Below are 19,038 nucleotides of genomic sequence, written 5' to 3' on the forward strand. Positions count from 1 at the left end.
GGTTTTAGGGGTTAGGATATAGGTAACAAATGGCAGAAATTCTCTCATGGAAATATCTAACGCCCAAACCCTAAAACTCAAGCCCTAACTCACCCACAAAGTTACGACACAAACAAACCTCACGCACGTAAACAAAATAATATTTTGATAATGGAAAATGTTTTCCTCCCGAATAGTTTACAATGAAGGAACTCTTTGGTAATTTTGTTTTGTTTTGAATAAATCTAAATAAGAGTATTTTCAGTTATACAGCAACGAGACGACTCGCATAACTTTTAAGCACTGATAACTGTTTACTGATAACCGATAACTGAATTTGAAAACCATAGCAGATTTGAAAATAGGTGAAAGAGGAATCATCGTGAATTTTACCGATGAAGGTCTTTCTCTAAAATTATTAGAAATGGGCTGTTTACCCGGTACACAAGTTACCATGACGCACATTGCTCCCTTCGGCGACCCTATTGCGGTCAAAGTATCGGGGTATGTTCTTTCTATGCGAAAGGACGAAGCCGCAACAATTATTGTAGCTTAGAGTTTCAACTATTGGTTTATCCACTTTACTAATCACTTATAAACGATAGCCAATAAAACGGATTAAAAATTTTGAAAAAATTACCTAAAATAGCCCTTATCGGCAATCCAAACGCAGGAAAATCTTCACTGTTTAACTCTATAACGGGTTTACGCCAAAAAACTGGTAATTTCCCTGGTGTTACAATGGATATGCTAATTGGCAAGTGGCACTTGGATAATGGTGGAGATGCGGAAATTCTGGATTTACCCGGAATTTATAGTATTTACCCAAAATCAGTTGATGAACAAGTGGTTATCAATATTTTGGCAAACCCTCAACACCCTGATTATCCAGATTTAGCCATTGTGGTAGTTGATGCGTCTAATATTAAACGTAACCTTTTGTTATTTAGTCAAGTACGAGATTTAGGGATTCCTACTGTTTTGGCATTAAACATGATTGACGTTGCTGAAAATCAAGGTATTGTCATCAATTCTGTAAAATTAGCCCGAGAACTCAACGTAGAAGTTGCCGAAGTGAATGCTAAAAAAGGAATTGGCTTAAATGGTTTGCGTTTGGCGGTTAACAAAACCTTAGAATCTGGCTATAATTCAAATGATTCGCTACCTATGGAATATTCTGATGAATTGGTATCAGAAATTAAGCAGAAATATGGCGAAACGGACGACTATCACGCTCTTTTATGGCTTTCAGAACACGATAATTTACAGCAATTTAATACACAACAAAGAGTAGGCTTTGATAAATTACAAGAAAAATACGGTTGGAATACGCAAAATGCACAGTCGAAAGAGACAATGGCAAGATACGCTCAACTCAACGAAATTGTGGATAATTGCCTCCACCAAATGCCTGTTGAAGATGAAGTCGTTAACACTTGGACTGACCGTTTAGACAAAATATTCTTACACCGTTTTTGGGGATATTTTATTTTCTTGGGAATATTATTCATCATGTTCCAAGCCATTTTCACATGGGCAACCTACCCAATGGACTTGATTGATGGCGGAGTTGCTCAATTAAATGATTTCTTAAAATCTCAACTCCCTCCTACCAAACTAACCGATTTATTGACCGACGGATTGATTGCAGGTATTGGCGGTGTTTTGATTTTCATTCCTCAAATTGCCTTTTTGTTTTTGTTTATTTCACTCTTGGAAGAAACAGGGTATATGTCGAGAGTAATGTTTATTATGGACAAACTCATGCGACGTTTTGGCTTAAATGGGAAATCGGTAGTGCCACTCATTTCTGGAGTTGCCTGTGCCGTTCCTGCCATTATGAGTACCCGCAGTATTACTTCTTGGAAAGACCGATTAATCACCATCATGGTAACGCCCCTGATGTCATGTTCAGCTCGTTTACCTATTTATACCGTTCTTATTGCTTTAGTTGTTCCCGAAAAAAGCACTCTTTTTGGCATTTTCAATTTACAAGGAGTTGCCTTATTTGCTTTGTATTTATTAGGATTTTTCATGGCATTGTTTTCAGCTTGGGTTATGAAAATCCTTCTGAAAGTAAAAGAAAGAAGTTATTTTATCATGGAATTGCCTTCATACAAAGGTCCACGTTTTTCACACGTTTTGTTTACCATTTGGAATTCTACCAAAGCCTTTGTTTTTGAAGCAGGAAAAATTATTGTTGCCATTTCAATTGTTCTTTGGGTTTTTGCCAGTTATGGCCCAGGTGATGCCATCGAACAGGCTGAAATTAATGTCAAAATGCAATATCCAACTCTTTCTGGAATAGATTTAGAAAATAAAATTGCAGCCCAAAAATTAGAAAATTCTTATGCAGGACATTTTGGTAAGTTCATTGAGCCAGCTATCAAACCTTTAGGATATGACTGGAAAATTGGTATTGCTTTAATAACATCTTTCGCCGCTCGTGAAGTTTTTGTGGGTACAATGTCAACTATTTATAGTTTGGGTGGCGAAGTTGAAGACGAAAACGCCACTGTGATGAACAGAATGCGGGCAGAAATCAACCCCGCAACTGGTAAACCTTTGTACGATACTGCTTTAGGTTTTTCACTACTCATTTTCTATGCTTTTGCTATGCAGTGCATGAGTACACTCGCAACCACTTATCGAGAAACCAAATCTTGGAAATATCCAACCATTCAATTCTTTTACATGACTACTTTAGCTTATGTTTCAGCATTCATTGTTTATCAATTATTGAAATAGTTATTCTGATTATAACTCAATAAAGCCTGTAAGATTTTGAAATCTTACAGGCTTTATTTTTGTCTAAGAGAAAGTTCCACAAAATTCACCTCCTCCTATTTATTTTTTGAGAATTTATAATTAAATATTTAAACCTGTATTTATAAATTCAATCCTTTTTTTCGAAAATACTGTTCATAAGCTCATTCAAAGCCCTGTTTTATCAAAAATATTTTTTATTATTTGTGAGATTAATGTTCATTACCTATCTTGAAATAGGACAAAAACAAGAAATCATTTTCTGTTAAACAAGCCTTAAACAAAGTAATGTCTCATCAACACGCTCTAATTATTTTTATTGACAATTCACAAAAGAGAGAAAATAGTAACCTTGCTCAAGAGATTGGCATTGAAAAAACGTTGGCTATCCAAAAGGTTTTGTCACAGGTTACTCAGTCAATTACTGACCAACTATTACATACTAAAATCATATTTTATTCTGACTACATCGACCAAAATGACAATTGGAGTAATACTGAGTATGAAAAGCAATTACAACAAGGTAAAAATATGGGCGAACGTATGAAAAATGCGTTTGAGTATGTCTTTAATTTAGAAACACAGCCCATTAAACAAGCTTGTATCATTTGGGGAGATGTGACAGAATTAACTCTTTGGCATCTTACAAAATCATATTATGCCCTCAATACACACGATTGTGTACTTGGACCGACCAATAGTGGCACTTATTATTTATTGGGCATGAAATCCGTTATCGAAGAGGTTTTTCAAAATAAAACTTGGGGAAATCCTAACATTATTCGTTCCACTTGTGACGGAATGCACGAATTACGCAAATCATATTATTTACTCCCATACCTTTCGGATATTAATTCTATTGAACATTTTACGCCCCAGTTTTCAAAATTATTGATTGATATTGGTATTATGTCGGACACAGAATTAATCAATATCAAAGACCAAAATTCAAAACAATAACTTACGGCTTTCGGTCATTTACCATCTTTTCGGTTACTTCATTCAAAACTCGAATTTTTTCTTGAAAATCACCTTTAATGGACTTTCTGATTTCTCGAAGGTTATCTAACAATTGTTGAATATTTTCGGGAATAATATCATCTAAAAATTCACGCATTCGTTTTGCCATCGTTGGCGATTTTCCGTTGGTAGAAATCCCGATTTTCAAATCTCCTTTCTGAACGATTGAACCCAAATAGAAATCGCATAAATCGGGCGTATCTGCTACATTACACAGAATATGACGTTCAGCCGTCACTCGTTTGATACTGGCGTGTAAATCAGGATTATCTGTCGCCAAAACAACCAAATCTTTATCATTCAGGTCATTAAAATCAAATCTCCTTTCTACCAAAGTTACCTTTGGATAATCTTTAACGTATTCTCTGATTTCATCTCGAAACATATCTGCAACCACTGTCACAGTTGAATCTGGACTATTATTTAACATCGCTGATAGCTTTTCCAAGCCAACATTTCCGCCCCCTACTAACAACACGTTTAGTTCTTCCAACTTCAAAAAGACGGGAAAAAGACGGTTTTTTATATTTTGATTTGTCTGCATTATTCCAAAACTCTTTAATGATATTTTAGTTTGATTTTTTTAAATCAATTCCTGCCGTAAAGTTATCACTCATCCGCTTCCTAAAACATTCTTTCCAAAAAGAAATCCATTTATCTACTTAATCATAAACTCATACTAACTTTTTCGATACTTTAATTATTAACATCAGGTAATCTCATTATGAGCTAAAAATTAACGTTTGAGCTTTTTTAACAAGATAAATTACCTGTATTTAAAGTTTTTGCACTTCATAATTTGATAATATTTATACCTATTTCATCTAAAATAACGAAGGTAGTTTTGCATTCATTTATTCAAAAAACAAACTTCATATCATGAAAACGCTTACGCTCTTATTCTTTGATAAAAATCCAATAAGGAAAATACTCCCCCTTATTTTAGTATTATTCTTAAGCAGTCAATCCTTTGGGCAAGGTACTGATGCAACCATTTCTGGAAAAATTACTGACGAAAAAGGCGAAATTATTCCAGGTGTCACGGTTCGAGTTAAAAACGAATCGACTGGTTTTCAAACTGGAACTGTCACGAATGTACAAGGTGAATATCAACTTCAACAGCTTCCTCTCGGCAAACCCTACTCCATCACCATTTCTTTTGTGGGCTATCAAACACAAAAATTCTCAAATTATGCCTTAAATCAAGGCGATAAACTGAAAGTTGATGCCAAATTATTACAAGGAAATACCCAATTATCCGAAGTAACGGTCAATGCAAATTCTTTCATCAATAAGGAAACAGAACGTGCAGGAGCGGCTCTTGCCGTGACTTCCTTACAGATGAAACAGTTACCGATGGAAGGCAGAAATTTTACTGCTTTAACGGCTCTTTCTCCTTTGCAAGGGAAAAATGGTAGTTTTAGTGGACAAAGAAGTTCGTCCACCAACGTTACTATGGACGGTGTAAATGCAAGAAGTATGTACACCAACGGAGCCGTTGGGAATGGCCCTTACACCATTTCGCAAGAAGCCATTCGTGAATATCAAATTTCAACTAATAATTATGATGTTACGCAGGGTCGTCAGGGTGGAGGTTCGTTAAATGCCGTTACCAAAAACGGTACAAACACGATGGAAGGTTCAGCGTTTTTCTATCAACGTGCCAGCCAAGCTACTTTATTTGGCAATAAATTATTTCCATTGAACAGTGAATACAATGCCAACGGTACGCCAAGAACAACTAATATTGACCAAAAACAGTACGGTTTTTCTTTAGGAGGAGCTTTCATTAAAGACAAACTACATTATTTTGTCGCTTTCGACCGTCAAAATGAAACGATTCCTTTTCAAATTGCTCCTGTTTTTAATGCTTTACAAGAACAAAATTTTGGAATTTCAAAAGCAAATTTAGACCAATTGATTGCCGTTGCCAGAGAAAAATACGGCATGAAAAATACACCTCAATACGGAGATTTTTCACGACAAACTGAAGCTAATGCTATTTTTGCTCGTATTGATTGGCAGATAAATGAGAAAAATAAATTGACATTTCGTAACAACTTAACTACTTGGTTAAGTCCCTTGTCAACAAGTGATAACTCAAATGTCAATTTATTAGAAAGTTGGATTGGGTTTAAATCAACTGAAAATAGTTCATTACTTTCTTTACGTTCTGATTTAGCCCCTGATTTAACAAACGAATTGAAATTTCAATTTCAAACGGTTTCTCGTAATTATATTGTCAATCCAGATTTACCTTCTGAAAATATTCCAAGAGCCATTATTACCGTGAGTTCGGTAATTCCTACGGCAACAAATCCCAATGCAACACAAACAAGAACGGTTCAGTTTGGAGGTCAGCGTTTTGGTACAGAATACGCTAAAGATAAAACTTTTCAATTAGCCAATACAACTTATTGGAGAAAGGGAAATCTTAATTTCAAATTCGGAACGGATAATATGTTGACATTCTTGGATTCTAAAATTGTAAACGAAATGAACGGACGTTTCTTCTTTTCGAGTTTAAAGGATTTTGTTGATATGAAACCAAGCCGTTACGCTCGTGAAGTGCCATTGGTAAATCCTGCCGTTCAACAATCTTTACTTGATTTAGCGGTTTTTGCTCAAGTAGATTTTGAACCTTTTAAAAATGTTACGGCTATGGCAGGCTTACGTTATGATGCCACAATTTTCTTTAAACAAGGTGATAAAAACCCCGTTACCGAAAGTAAATTATTAATCAAAACCAATAATTCTTTAGCTGATTTCAACAATATTCAACCAAGATTCCAATTAACTTGGGATGTGGAAGGTCGTCAAAAAGACTTAGTTAAATTTGGTGGGGGTATATTTTCAGCTCAGCCAGTTTCGTATTTACAGTTGAACAATATCCAAAATAGTGGAACAATTGTAGGCTCAATTGACGTATCTGGAACGGGTGTACCAACTCCTGATTTTGTATCATATCGCAACAATCCTGCTACAACGCCAGGTATTCCTGCGGGGACAAGTTATATTTCAACCACCAATGCGGTAAGTGACAATTTCCAAGTTCCATCAATTTATAAATTGAACTTCTCCTATAACCGTTTCTTCAATTCAAGATTCAGAGCAGGTATCAATTTATTGTGGTCGAAAACAGTGAATAATTATGTTTATTACGACAGAAATATCGTTGACCAACCTTATTTTACATTAAGCAACGAAGCCAATCGTGGTGTTTATGTTCCTGCCAATACAATTCCTGCCAATGGTTCAACAGACTGGACAAAAGGACGTAAAACAACTGAGTTAGGACGTGTGCTTGAATTAGAATCGTCTGGAAAATTAGACCAAATGGCGGTAGTAATTGATGCCAGTATGAAAATTGGTAGAGACGGATATTTTACCATTAGCTATACTAAAAATGACACAAAAGATAATTCTTCATTCAACTGCTGTGTTGCTAATACTTCTACTTTCCGTCCTGTTGTGGATGACCCAAGAGACCAAACTGTTTCTTATTCTGATGACCAATTTTCTGATAAATTAGTCGTTTCGGCAGCTACACCAACGGTAAAAGGTTTTCAATTAGGTGCCATTTTTAATGGCGTTGGCGGAACTCGTTATTCATTTTTAGTAGGTGGAAACAAAAGTATCAACGGAGACTTTGTTTTAACGAATGATTTAGCTTATGTTTTCGACCCAAATGGTGCGAATGTTCCAGAAGCAGTAAAAAAAGGGATTCAAGGTTTATTGGATAATCCAGACGTAACGCAAAGTGTGAAAACTTATATTCGTGAAAATATTGGTAAAGTTGCTCAAAGAAATGGAGGTGTAAATCCATTCTATTATACTATTGACTTACGTTTAACGAAAGACTTCCGTTTGTTCAATAAACATAATATTGCTCTTTCTGCCGATTGTTTTAACTTTATGAACCTACTAAATAAAGAACAAGGTGTAAGTTATAATCACGGAAATATTAACTTAGTTTCAATGACAGGTTTTAACCAAACAACACAAAATTATAACTACAATGTTGAAACAGGTGCTGGTCGTAAACTTTCTACTGCTGGCGGAACTCCTTGGAGAATCCAATTAGGTTTAAGATATTCATTCTAAAATCTCTTTAAATTTTTATATAAAAAAACGGTTGCTTCGGTAGCCGTTTTTTGCTGTTTATTGTCTATAACAAAGAACCCTTCCAACAAATGAAACAATTTTTATTTCTTTCCCTGATTGCTTGCTTTTTTTGGGCTTGTAATCCTAAACAAAGTAATTTATCCAAAGGCAACGACCCTTTATTAGCAAATCTAACAGCAAAACGTGTCACATTACCCAACGGTTGGTCGCTAACGCCCGTGGGAACGAGCCTTCCACTCAACGACTTACCTTTAAATTTGGTTGTTTCGCCTTCTCAGAAATTAATGGCTGTAACCAACAACGGGCAAAGTATCCAAAGCATTACCTTAATTGACGTTGCCACAGAAAAGGTACTTGACGATGTAATTATCAAAAAATCATGGGTTGGTTTAGCTTTTAGCGAAGATGAAAAATATATTTATGCTTCGGGTGGAAACGACAATATTATCGTGATTTATAAAATTGAAAATCAGAAATTAATCCAAGATGGTGAAATCAAATTAGGTGAAGTTTTCCCTAAAAGTAAAATTTCTCCTGCGGGTTTATGCGTTGATTCAAAAAATAACCGTCTTTACGTTGTAGCTAAAGATTCAAAATCTCTTTTCATCTGCGATTTGAAGGAACGTAAGGTTTTGAAAGAAGAAAAATTAACGGCCGAGCCTTACACGTGTATGCTCACTCCACAAGGCAACGAGCTTTATATTACGCTTTGGGGTGGTTCAAAAGTTGTAGTTTATGATTTGCAACAGGAAAAATTAACGGCTGAAATACCAACCAATAGTCACCCCAACGATATGGTTTTCACGAAAAATGGCAAGTATTTATTCGTTCCAAATGGTAATGATAATACAGTTTCAGTTATCGAAACGGCTTCCCATTCAACCATTGAGCATATTTCAGCTTCCCTATTTCCAAACGCTCCTATTGGTTCAACTCCCAATGGTGTAGCTCTCTCTCCCGACGAAAACACGCTTTACATTGCCAATGCGGACAATAATTGTTTAGCCGTTTTTGATATTTCTCAAAAAGGAAAAAGTATTTCAAAAGGATTTATCCCAACGGGTTGGTATCCGACTTCAGTGAAAACAATTGGCAATAAAATTTATGTAACAAATGGTAAAGGTTTTAGCTCAAAACCAAACCCGAAAGGGCCAAATCCATTGGCAAAAAAGAAACCGCAAGAAGTTGGAGCAAACCCAGAAGCCAATAAAGAAGTAGTTGAATATATTGCGGGTTTACTCAAAGGGACACTTTCTATCATTGATTCGCCCGACGAGCAAACATTAGCAACTTATTCGCAAGTTGTTTTCCAGAATACGCCTTATAGCAAAGAAAAAGAGGCTTTGGCAATGGGCGAAGCAGGAAACCCAATTCCAATGAAAGTTGGTGATAAATCTCCTATCAAATACGTTTTTTATATCATTAAAGAAAATAGAACTTACGACCAAGTTTTGGGTGACATAAAAGAAGGCAATGGCGACCCTCAGCTTTGTATTTTCCCTGAAAAACTAACGCCAAATCAACATAAATTGGTGAAAGATTTTGTCTTATTGGATAATTTTTACGTAGACGCAGAAGTTTCAGCCGATGGACATAACTGGTCAACTGCGGCTTATGCTAATGATTATGTTGAAAAAAACTGGGTTACAAGTTACGGCGGTCGTGGTGGTTCTTACGACTACGAAGGTCAAAGAGAAATAGCCTATCCTAAAAATGGTTTTATTTGGGATTTTTGCCAAAGAGCCAATATTCCGTTTAGAACTTATGGTGAATTCGCAGATGGTGGAATTGGAAATTATGCAGGCGTAAAAGGAAACGTTTGCCAAAAATATCGAGGCTGGGATATGAATTTCAAAGATTCTGACCGTGAAAAACAGTGGGAAGCCGATTTTGATTCATTACTAGCCATTAATGCCGTTCCACGTTTCAATAGTCTTCGCATGGGAAATGACCATACTTCTGGCTCTCGAAAAGGTGCATTTAGCGTCGAGGCAGCCATTGCAGACAATGATTTGGCAGTTGGAAAATTCATCGAGCACCTTTCAAAGTCTAAAATATGGAAAGAATCTGCCGTATTTATTTTAGAAGATGATGCTCAAAATGGCTCAGACCATGTGGACGCTCACCGTTCAACGGCTTATCTCATTAGTCCTTACACCAAAAGAAAATTTGTTGACCACACAATGTATTCAACTTCGGGAATGTTGAGAACAATGGAATTAATTTTAGGTATTCCGCCAATGAGTCAATATGATGCCGCTGCTACGCCATTATTTAAGTGTTTTTCAAAGAATATCGACTTAACACCATACATTGCATTGGCTGAAAATGTGGATATAAATGAAAGAAACACAGCCCTCAACACAGGAAAAAGACGAGTTAATTTCGACTTTTCGCACGAAGATGCTGCTCCAGACTTAGCTTTTAATGAAGATATTTGGAAGGTAATGAGAGGCGAAAAAAGCAAAATGCCTGCTCCTAAAAGAAGTGCTTTCGTCAAAATCCCTGCGAAAGTAGAAAAAGAAGATGATGACGATTAATTACGTGGTTATTGGTGATTAGAAAATGGTAAAATACTTATTCCTCATCTATTACATTTCACAGAATTACCAGATTGGTTACTTTTGAAAAATATATTTTAACCTATTTATCTCAATAAAAAATCCCCATAAATCGCTTTATGGGGATTTTTTATTGAGGTGAATTTCTTTAAAACTTATACATCAATGTCGTGATTAAACTTCTTCCAACGCCATTAATACCAGAGCCATGCGTTCGATAATCAACATCAAATAAATTCTGAAATGAGCCAATCAAACTAAAATTTTCATATTCATATCCCGAATAAATATTTACGACATTCCAACCGTTTGTTCCACCCTTTGCAATTCTATTATCATCTTTATCACCTTGTGCCAAACGGTCTTGTTTTGCTGCAAAAATATCTTCCAATTTAACGAAAAATGATTTTCCAGCTTGATAATGTAAGCCTATTCGTCCTGTTAATGGTGGAATTCTTCTTACAGGCTCATTTTTTGTTTCATTCTGACCATAAGTATAAGTCAAATCTGTATAAGTTCTCAAATTGTCACTAACAAACCATTCTGTACTCCACTCAAAGCCTTGAATGTAAGCCTTTTCAACATTTTCTTTCCTGTAAACTTGATAATCATTTATTTTTTGTCCTTCAACTTTAACTCTTGTAATCAAATTTCTTAGCTGATTATGATACAAAGAAAGCGTTGAAGCAAATGTTGAGGTTTTCAATTTATACCCAAACTCAAGATTATATGAATTTTCAGGTTTCAACGAAGCAGTCGGCAATTCATAACGAAAATCAACAATTCCCAATGTTCCCATATCATCAATATTAGGAGCTCTAAAACCTGTATTAAACGTCAAATAAGTTAGCGAATGATTAGCAATATGATAGCCCAATCCCAAATTCCCAACCCATGCTTGTGGTTTAACATTCACTTTCCCCAAAGTTTGGTCATTTACATCAATTGAATACGCATTAAATCGAGTACCAACATCCAAATCCCATTGATTAATAGTAACATCATGCAACGAATAAAAAGCATAGCTCTGAAAACTTGAACCATCTGGATACAATCCTCTACCGTTAGTTGCCAAATTAGTCTTTTGGTCAATATCACTTTTGGTACTATTAATTTTATCTGCATAGTATTCAATACCAGAACTTGCTGTCCAATTTGGTAAAATATCCGACTGTACATTTACAAATGACCCAAACGTTTTTACTTGGTCATTTTCAATTCTATAAACACTTGAGCCATTTTTTTGAGAGTTTCTCCCTTCTTCCGTGCCTTGGTAAGATAAATTCAAAGCAATATTTTTCATCAATTTATTATCAGGAGCAAAATCAAGTTGAGCATAAGAAAGACTTCTTTTCTGCGGAGACATCTCATTAATCTTAAAATTTTCTAAACGAACTTTGTGGTAAACAGGAACGTTTTTTTGCTCTAAAGACTGGTGAGCAACGGTCAAATCAACTCTCCTCGAAAGGATAAATTTAGCCTTAAAATCATAACCTATCTCGTTATATCCTGAAGGTGTTTGAACGCCCGTTGTATCCCCACCAATTAAATCGCCAAACTTTTTTAGGCTCAATCCGCCTTTAATTGCCATTTTTTGAGTAGCAAAATTTAATTCTGTTCGCAATGTTTTCTCTAAATTCGACGTTCCATAACGTACTAAGGCATTTCCACGAATGATTGGTTTATCACAAGCAAAAACAGGGTCAGCAGTCCTTATTTGCAATGTCCCTCCCAAAGCATCTGAACCATATTGTACCGAACCACCACCACGATAAATATCCAGACCTTGAATCAAAAAAGGGTCAACACTATTCAAATATTGGTTAGGCCCATATCGAAATGTACTATTATTCAAACGTATTCCATCTATTAACAACAAAGTTTGATTACCTGTCAAACCACGCATAAATACAGAGCCACCTCCATGATTTGTTTTTTGGATAAAAGTACCAACTGTACCAAATAAGCTCTCAGGAGTGCTTCTAACTTGATAGTTTTTAAGATTTTTTGCATTAATAACAGATACTGAACCCATCGTGTTAAATACTTGCTGTTCGTTTCGTTGAGCTATCACCGTTACTTCATCCAATGAGGTACTATGAATTTTAAGAACCGAATCAGACGGAGTTGTCAGATTCAGTATGAGGTAAGTAAAAATTTTCATTATACGTTTTGTTGATGCGTTTAGATTATTTCCCGGTATAAAACCAAATGGAAATTAATTTTGAACCACAAATTTTCAGTATTTTAATCATAACACCAATTAATAAGCTTTACTAAATAATTAATTTATATGTGTTAACAATGCCAACCACCAATTTTGGGACAAAAAAAAGGTCTCGACCGAAGTCAAGACCTTTTTAATATGCGTTTTCTTAGAATTACTCAGCAGTCTTCTCTTCCTCAGAAGTTTCAGTAGCTGGAGTTTCATCTTCAACAACCTCAGCAGAAGGAGCTTCAGTAGCAGGAGCAACAGCTTCAACAGCAGTTTCTTCTTTCTTAGCACCACCTCTGCGACTACGACGTGTTTTAACAGCTTTCTCTTCAGTAGCAGCTAACATAGTCTCATTGAAGTCAACTAATTCCATTAAGCACATCTCAGCGTTATCACCAAGACGATTACCTAACTTAATAATTCTTGTATAACCACCTGGGCGATTTGCCACTTTCTCAGCAACTACACCAAAAAGTTCTTTTACAGCCTCTTTGCTTTGTAAATAAGAGAATACAACACGACGATTGTTTGTATCATCAGTTTTACCTTTTGTAATCAAAGGCTCTGCGTATTTTCTTAATTCCTTAGCTTTCGCTAATGTAGTTTCGATTCTTTTATGAAGAATCAATGAAGTTGCCATGTTTGACAACATAGCCGCTCTGTGAGGAGCAGTTCTACCTAAATGGTTGTTTTTTTTACCGTGTCTCATTGTGTTGGAGTAAGTTTAAAATGACTAATAATTTCCCCATCGGAAAAGTACCTATCACTGCGGTTAAGTTAATTCACATCAACTCACCTATTACTACTTATAGTTAAAAAATAAAAAGATAGGGTTAAATATTACATTAACCTTATCTTTTCAAGTCAGAATCAGTCCTCATCTAAACGGTAACGAACAACGTCCATACCAAAATGAAGTCCTTTATCTTCAATTAATTGCTCTAATTCTGTCAATGATTTCTTACCGAAATTACGGAATTTCATCATATCTGAAATTTCTAATCTTGCTAAATCACCCAATGTTTTCACATCTGCTGATTTTAAACAGTTGTAAGCACGTACTGACAAATCTAAATCTGCCAATGGTGTTTTCAACAATTTTCTCATGTGTAACATTTCTTCATCCACAACATTGTCTTCTTCTGCCTTCATCGACTCGAAAGTCATTGTTTGGTCAGAGAATAACATGAAGTGTTGAATCAAGATATACGCAGCTCCTTTCAAGGCATCTTCTGGGTGGATTGAACCATCCGTTTCAATGTCAATAACTAACTTTTCGTAATCTGTCTTTTGTTCAACACGAGTGTTTTCAATACTAAATTTTACGTTTTTGATTGGCGTATAAATAGCATCAATTGGGATGTGTCCGAACGGAGGTTCAGAATTTCTAACTTCGTCAGAAGGAACATAACCACGACCTTTCTCAACGATGATTTCCATCTCAAACTCTTTAGATTCATCAAGATTACAGATAACTAAATCTGGATTCAAGATATCAAAGTAGTTAGTAAATTTAGAAATATCACCCGCCTTCAAAGTCGTCTGACCTTTAACTCTAACGTTAATTTTGTTTTCGAGAATTTCTTGAGATTTCTTAAAACGAACTTTCTTCAAGTTCAAGATAATCTCAGTCATATCCTCAATCACGCCTTCAATGGCTGAAAATTCGTGCTGAACTCCTCCAACCTTAACGCTTGTGATAGCGTAGCCTTCTAACGAAGACAATAAGATTCTACGAAGTGCATTACCGATTGTAACGCCATAGCCTTTTTCGAGTGGCTTAAACTCAAATAACCCGTGAAAGTCGTCGGCTTTTTCCATGACAACTTTATCGGGCATTTGGAATGCTAATATTGACATATTTCGTAGCGTAATTTACCTTGGAATGTATTAAGAATAGAGTAACCGATTCGCAATTTACAAATAAACTCTGTGATTCAACGAATATTCCATAAAATATTTACAAAAATAACTTGACAATCATAAACTTATCGTTTATATTACAAGTTTGAAAAAATTTTAGTTTCATTTTTCACTAATAAATTTAGCGAATTGACAACTTGGGAAATATTGTTTAAAACAGACTTGACAGCATAAAACTATGCTGTCAAATCTAATTCCAGAATGTATATTGCTAATAAAATTCCGAAGAATAATATTATTATGATTACTTCGAGTAAAGTTCGACGATTGCCTGCTCATTAAAGTTTTCAGGAATATCTGAACGCTCAGGGTAAGAAACAAATACGCCAGTCATTGTTGGTGCATCCCATTCTAACCAATTAAAACGTTTACCTGCTTTTCCAGTCAATGAGTTTGTAACTACTTCTAAAGATTTTGACTTCTCACGAACACTTACTAATTGACCTGGCTTTAATGAATATGAAGGGATGTTTACAATCTCTCCATCAACCATGATATGCTTGTGAATAACTAACTGACGTGCAGCACGACGAGTTGGAGCAATTCCTAAACGGTAAACAGTATTATCTAAACGTGCTTCACAAAGTTTCAATAAGTTTTCACCTTTGATACCTTCTCTAACAGCCGCTTTATGGAATAAATTTTCAAATTGCTTTTCAAGAATACCATAAGTGTATTTCACTTTTTGTTTTTCTTTCAATTGTAAAGCATATTCTGAAACTTTACCACGTTTGCCTTTTCCGTGTTGACCTGGACCATAGTTTTTGCGAGCTAACGCTTTACTTGGACCTAAGATTGGCTCACCGAAACGACGAGCAATTTTTGATTTTGGACCTGTGTATCTTGCCATTATTTTATAAAAATTGAGTCATTAGTCCTCTTCTGACTAATGAAGTAATTATGAAACATAAAGAAACGAAGGGCAATAATTACTAATTACCCTTCGCTATTTTTTTACATTCAGAACAAATTCTGAAATTATACTCTACGACGTTTTGGAGGACGACATCCGTTGTGAGGAAGTGGAGTAATATCTTTGATAGACAATACTTCGATACCCGCATTAGAAACAGTTCTAATAGCTGATTCACGACCTGCACCTGGACCTTTTACAAAAACCTCTGCTTTCTTCATACCTGCCTCAACTGCCACTGCTGCACAGTTTGATGCTGCCATTTGTGCAGCATAAGGAGTATTCTTTTTAGAGCCTTTGAAGCCCATTTTACCAGCAGATGCCCAAGAGATAACTTGACCTTGAGTATTCGTGATAGAGATAATGATATTGTTGAAAGAAGCCTTGATGTGAACTTGACCAACTGGTTCAATCACAACAATTCTCTTCTTTGCTTTGTCTTTTCTTTTAGCCTGTGCCATCTGTTTTTTTGTTTTCTATTCCAGTTTTGAGTACGTACATTTAAAAAATAACCTTCTCATCTTAGAATCTTAGCGAATTGGGAATCACTCTGTATCCTCAATCTCAGCTTAATTTTTACTTAGTTGCTTTTTTCTTATTGGCAATAGTCTTACGCTTACCTTTACGAGTACGAGAGTTATTCTTCGTTCTCTGACCACGTAATGGAAGACCTTTACGGTGACGTAATCCACGATAACAACCAATGTCCATTAAACGTTTGATGTTCAACTGGATTTCAGAACGAAGTTGACCTTCAGTTTTGAACTCTCCAGCGATAATCGCACGGATGGCACTTGCTTCTTCATCGTTCCATTCGCCAGCCTTTTTGTCGAAAGAAATTTCAGCCTGTGTTAAAATTTTCTGAGCAGTGCTACGACCTATACCAAAAATATATGTCAAAGCAATTTCGCCTCTTTTTTTATCGGGAATATCAACCCCTGCAATACGAGCCATACTTTTTTAGCTTTTAGATTTTAAATAAGGAAGTTTCACAACTACCCTACTATATTATCATCCTTGTCTTTGTTTGAACTTTGGATTTTTCTTGTTAATAACGTAAAGTTTTCCGTGACGACGAATTACTTTGCATTCAGCACTACGCTTCTTTATAGACGCTTTTACTTTCATTTTAGTAATTATTTTTTACTTGTAACGATACACTATTCTTGCTTTACTCAAATCATAAGGTGACATTTCTAATTTCACCTTATCACCAGGTAAGATTTTGATGTAATTCATCCGCATCTTTCCTGAAATATGGGCAATCACTTGATGGGTATTCTCTAACTCTACTCTAAACATAGCATTTGAGAGAGCCTCAATGATGATTCCATCTACCTCTATTGATGATTGTTTTGCCATAATTAAATTTTAACAATATACTCAGATTTACTAATTGCTTCTTCAATATATTTAAAAGTGGTCAATATATCAGCTTTGTTCTTTTTAACCGCAACGGTGTGTTCAAAATGAGCAGAAGGTTTTCTATCTTGTGTTCTAATTGTCCAACCATCGTTTTCTTGGTGAATGCTCTTTTTACCTTGATTTACCATAGGTTCGATAGCAATAACCATATTCTCTTTTAACTTTGGTCCATCTCCACGTTTACCATAGTTTGCGACTTCAGGCTTTTCATGTAAAGATTTCCCAACACCATGTCCGACTAATTCTCTAACTATTGTAAAACCTAAATTTTCACAATAATTTTGGACAGCAAAACCAATATCGCCAATTCGTTTACCGAAAATAGCTTGTTCAATTGCAAGTGCAAGTGATTCTTTGGTAGTTCTTAATAATCTTAGTGTTTCATCTTTTACGTTTCCAATAGCATAAGTGTAAGCACTGTCAGCATGGTAACCATTTTTATAAACACCACAATCAATCGAAACTATATCACCATCTTTTAGCTGATAGTTACCCGGAATTCCGTGAACAACAATATCATTTACCGAGATACAAAGTGAGGCTGGAAACTTATTGCCACTTACATTATAATTTAAAAATGAAGGATGTCCATTATTATCTTTAATAAATTCGTAAGCAACTTTATCTAACTCCTTTGTTGTAATTCCTGGTTTTATAATCTTTGCAACTTCACCATGAGCTTGACCCAAGATAATTCCGTTTGCTCTGATTATATCTAACTCAGTATTTGTTTTTAAAAAAATCATCTTGTAAAGAGTTCTTTCAACTCTCTTGAATTATGCGGTAGCTTGAGCTCTACCTTGTACTCTACCTGATTGCATCAATCCTTCGTATTTACGCATCAACAAGTAGCTTTCAATTTGTTGGAGCGTATCTAACACAACCCCTACCAAAATCAACAATGAAGTTCCTCCGAAAAATGAAGCAAAACCACGTGTAATTCCAAATAAACCTGCAACTGCTGGCAAAATTGCAATTATTGCTAACATGATAGCTCCAGGAAGAGTAATTCTATCTAAAATATCTGCAATAAAACTGGAAGTAGCTTCTCCTGGCTTAACACCTGGAACGAATCCACCACCACGTTTCATATCATCAGAAATCTGTGTTGGGTTAATAGAAATAGCAGTATAGAAAAATGTAAACACAATAATCAAAAAGGCAAAAAGTAAATTATACCCCCATGAACTTGGATCACCAAAATTCTGAACCACTGATTGTGCAAACTCACTTTTATCTGCAAATTGTCCTGCTAACAAACCGGGTACAAACATTAATGCTTGAGCAAATATAATTGGCATCACACCTGCTGCATTAAGTTTCAAGGGAATGTATTGTCTTTCACCACCTACAGCTGTAGATGCTCTGTTACCTACTACTTGTTTGGCATATTGTACTGGAATTCTGCGAACAGCTTGTGTTACCATAACAGCACCCATTACAACAAAGAATAAAGCAACCATTTCAATTACGAACAATAAAGCACCTGACATGCCACGAGACTGAGCTTCACCAATAATTGAACTTGGAAAACGAGACACAATTCCAATCATAATTAGCATTGAGATACCATTACCAATTCCTTTATCAGTAATTTTCTCCCCCAACCACATACAAAACATTGTTCCTGCAATTAAAATAATCACGGAGAAAATACGAAATGACCAAGCACTCACGATAATGGCTTCTGCTGGAATTGTTGTTTGTAAATAAGCTGTTGCTTGAGCTGCAGTTACTAATATTGTTAAAACACGAGTAATCTGATTAAGTTTCTTACGTCCTGACTCTCCATCTTTTTGCATCTTCTGAAAATATGGCAATGCAATTGTCAATAACTGAATAGCAATCGACGCAGAAATATAAGGCATAATACCTAAGGCAAATATTGAAGCATTATTAAATGCTCCACCAGAGAACATATTTAATAATCCTAATAAACCTCCATCTCCTTTGGCATCCAATTTATTGGCATCTACTCCTGGCAATACAATGTATGAACCTAAGCGAAAAAAGGTAATAAACAACAGGGTATTAAGAATTCTACCTCTTAATTCCTCTATTGAGAAAATGTTTTTGATAGTGTTAATAAACTTGTTCATGCTATCTGTTTA

The 19,038-nt window shown here is 35.5% G+C and carries 16 protein-coding genes; 5 read left to right on the forward strand and 11 right to left on the reverse strand.

Features of this window, described 5'->3' with window-relative positions; translation table 11 throughout:
- Nucleotides 1-316: 316 nt before the first annotated feature.
- The 3 genes from VB796_RS20235 to VB796_RS20245 all read left to right on the forward strand — a co-directional run bounded on the left by VB796_RS20235 (nucleotide 317) and on the right by VB796_RS20245 (nucleotide 3,705).
- Nucleotides 317-535 (forward strand): FeoA family protein, encoded by a 219-nt coding sequence (locus VB796_RS20235; protein ID WP_323348409.1) that lies wholly within the window; start codon nucleotides 317-319, stop codon nucleotides 533-535.
- Between the two features lie 71 nt (nucleotides 536-606).
- The gene (gene feoB, locus VB796_RS20240) at nucleotides 607-2,727 is read left to right on the forward strand and encodes a ferrous iron transport protein B (RefSeq protein WP_323348410.1); all 2,121 of its coding nucleotides are present in this window, start codon (nucleotides 607-609) and stop codon (nucleotides 2,725-2,727) included.
- A gap of 306 nt (nucleotides 2,728-3,033) precedes the next feature.
- The gene (locus tag VB796_RS20245) at nucleotides 3,034-3,705 is read left to right on the forward strand and encodes a TIGR04282 family arsenosugar biosynthesis glycosyltransferase (RefSeq protein ID WP_323348411.1); all 672 of its coding nucleotides are present in this window, start codon (nucleotides 3,034-3,036) and stop codon (nucleotides 3,703-3,705) included.
- Nucleotide 3,706: 1 nt separating this feature from the next.
- Here VB796_RS20245 and VB796_RS20250 read toward each other — a convergent pair whose 3' ends face one another.
- Nucleotides 3,707-4,309: a bifunctional precorrin-2 dehydrogenase/sirohydrochlorin ferrochelatase gene (locus VB796_RS20250; protein ID WP_323348412.1), complete on the reverse strand. Its 603-nt coding sequence runs from the start codon at nucleotides 4,307-4,309 to the stop codon at nucleotides 3,707-3,709.
- Between the two features lie 335 nt (nucleotides 4,310-4,644).
- Here VB796_RS20250 and VB796_RS20255 point away from each other — a divergent pair, with 335 nt between their 5' ends.
- Nucleotides 4,645-7,869: a carboxypeptidase-like regulatory domain-containing protein gene (locus tag VB796_RS20255; RefSeq protein ID WP_323348413.1), complete on the forward strand. Its 3,225-nt coding sequence runs from the start codon at nucleotides 4,645-4,647 to the stop codon at nucleotides 7,867-7,869.
- A gap of 89 nt (nucleotides 7,870-7,958) precedes the next feature.
- Nucleotides 7,959-10,430 (forward strand): bifunctional YncE family protein/alkaline phosphatase family protein, encoded by a 2,472-nt coding sequence (locus VB796_RS20260; RefSeq protein WP_323348414.1) that lies wholly within the window; start codon nucleotides 7,959-7,961, stop codon nucleotides 10,428-10,430.
- Between the two features lie 169 nt (nucleotides 10,431-10,599).
- Here the strand turns inward: VB796_RS20260 and VB796_RS20265 are convergent, their stop codons facing one another.
- The 10 genes from VB796_RS20265 to secY form a co-directional block, all read right to left on the reverse strand.
- The gene (locus VB796_RS20265; RefSeq protein ID WP_323348415.1) at nucleotides 10,600-12,615 is read right to left on the reverse strand and encodes a TonB-dependent receptor; all 2,016 of its coding nucleotides are present in this window, start codon (nucleotides 12,613-12,615) and stop codon (nucleotides 10,600-10,602) included.
- 217 nt (nucleotides 12,616-12,832) lie between these two features.
- Nucleotides 12,833-13,375 carry a 50S ribosomal protein L17 gene (gene rplQ, locus VB796_RS20270; RefSeq protein WP_323348416.1) on the reverse strand — a complete coding sequence of 181 codons (543 nt, stop codon included), beginning with the start codon at nucleotides 13,373-13,375 and terminating at the stop codon, nucleotides 12,833-12,835.
- A gap of 161 nt (nucleotides 13,376-13,536) precedes the next feature.
- A complete protein-coding gene (locus tag VB796_RS20275; RefSeq protein ID WP_109741968.1) occupies nucleotides 13,537-14,526 on the reverse strand; it encodes a DNA-directed RNA polymerase subunit alpha in 990 nt (329 codons plus the stop codon).
- A 307-nt stretch (nucleotides 14,527-14,833) separates the two neighbouring features.
- Nucleotides 14,834-15,439 carry a 30S ribosomal protein S4 gene (rpsD, locus tag VB796_RS20280; RefSeq protein ID WP_323348417.1) on the reverse strand — a complete coding sequence of 202 codons (606 nt, stop codon included), beginning with the start codon at nucleotides 15,437-15,439 and terminating at the stop codon, nucleotides 14,834-14,836.
- A gap of 128 nt (nucleotides 15,440-15,567) precedes the next feature.
- Nucleotides 15,568-15,963 (reverse strand): 30S ribosomal protein S11, encoded by a 396-nt coding sequence (rpsK, locus tag VB796_RS20285; RefSeq protein WP_323348418.1) that lies wholly within the window; start codon nucleotides 15,961-15,963, stop codon nucleotides 15,568-15,570.
- Nucleotides 15,964-16,078: 115 nt separating this feature from the next.
- The gene (gene rpsM / locus VB796_RS20290) at nucleotides 16,079-16,456 is read right to left on the reverse strand and encodes a 30S ribosomal protein S13 (protein WP_323348419.1); all 378 of its coding nucleotides are present in this window, start codon (nucleotides 16,454-16,456) and stop codon (nucleotides 16,079-16,081) included.
- A 57-nt stretch (nucleotides 16,457-16,513) separates the two neighbouring features.
- Nucleotides 16,514-16,630: a 50S ribosomal protein L36 gene (gene rpmJ, locus VB796_RS20295; RefSeq protein ID WP_109324399.1), complete on the reverse strand. Its 117-nt coding sequence runs from the start codon at nucleotides 16,628-16,630 to the stop codon at nucleotides 16,514-16,516.
- 15 nt (nucleotides 16,631-16,645) lie between these two features.
- Nucleotides 16,646-16,864 carry a translation initiation factor IF-1 gene (gene infA, locus VB796_RS20300; protein ID WP_095160735.1) on the reverse strand — a complete coding sequence of 73 codons (219 nt, stop codon included), beginning with the start codon at nucleotides 16,862-16,864 and terminating at the stop codon, nucleotides 16,646-16,648.
- 2 nt (nucleotides 16,865-16,866) lie between these two features.
- Nucleotides 16,867-17,673, reverse strand: a complete 807-nt coding sequence (gene map, locus VB796_RS20305) for a type I methionyl aminopeptidase (protein ID WP_323348420.1) — start codon at nucleotides 17,671-17,673, stop codon at nucleotides 16,867-16,869.
- 30 nt (nucleotides 17,674-17,703) lie between these two features.
- Nucleotides 17,704-19,026: a preprotein translocase subunit SecY gene (gene secY, locus VB796_RS20310; RefSeq protein WP_323348421.1), complete on the reverse strand. Its 1,323-nt coding sequence runs from the start codon at nucleotides 19,024-19,026 to the stop codon at nucleotides 17,704-17,706.
- Nucleotides 19,027-19,038: the final 12 nt, after the last annotated feature.

The sequence above is a fragment of the Arcicella sp. LKC2W genome (assembly GCF_034931005.1).
Taxonomy (GTDB): Bacteria; Bacteroidota; Bacteroidia; order Cytophagales; family Spirosomataceae; genus Arcicella.

Coding starts and splice junctions, on each gene's coding strand:
- rpsK (WP_323348418.1), bottom strand. CDS start 15,963: ATGGCACAGGCTAAAAGAAAAGACAAAGCAAAGAAGAGAATTGTTGTG.
- rpsD (WP_323348417.1), bottom strand. CDS start 15,439: ATGGCAAGATACACAGGTCCAAAATCAAAAATTGCTCGTCGTTTCGGT.
- secY (WP_323348421.1), bottom strand. CDS start 19,026: ATGAACAAGTTTATTAACACTATCAAAAACATTTTCTCAATAGAGGAA.
- rpsM (WP_323348419.1), bottom strand. CDS start 16,456: ATGGCTCGTATTGCAGGGGTTGATATTCCCGATAAAAAAAGAGGCGAA.
- infA (WP_095160735.1), bottom strand. CDS start 16,864: ATGGCAAAACAATCATCAATAGAGGTAGATGGAATCATCATTGAGGCT.
- rpmJ (WP_109324399.1), bottom strand. CDS start 16,630: ATGAAAGTAAAAGCGTCTATAAAGAAGCGTAGTGCTGAATGCAAAGTA.
- VB796_RS20245 (WP_323348411.1), top strand. CDS start 3,034: ATGTCTCATCAACACGCTCTAATTATTTTTATTGACAATTCACAAAAG.
- VB796_RS20260 (WP_323348414.1), top strand. CDS start 7,959: ATGAAACAATTTTTATTTCTTTCCCTGATTGCTTGCTTTTTTTGGGCT.
- VB796_RS20275 (WP_109741968.1), bottom strand. CDS start 14,526: ATGTCAATATTAGCATTCCAAATGCCCGATAAAGTTGTCATGGAAAAA.
- VB796_RS20250 (WP_323348412.1), bottom strand. CDS start 4,309: ATGCAGACAAATCAAAATATAAAAAACCGTCTTTTTCCCGTCTTTTTG.
- VB796_RS20255 (WP_323348413.1), top strand. CDS start 4,645: ATGAAAACGCTTACGCTCTTATTCTTTGATAAAAATCCAATAAGGAAA.
- VB796_RS20265 (WP_323348415.1), bottom strand. CDS start 12,615: ATGAAAATTTTTACTTACCTCATACTGAATCTGACAACTCCGTCTGAT.
- map (WP_323348420.1), bottom strand. CDS start 17,673: ATGATTTTTTTAAAAACAAATACTGAGTTAGATATAATCAGAGCAAAC.
- rplQ (WP_323348416.1), bottom strand. CDS start 13,375: ATGAGACACGGTAAAAAAAACAACCATTTAGGTAGAACTGCTCCTCAC.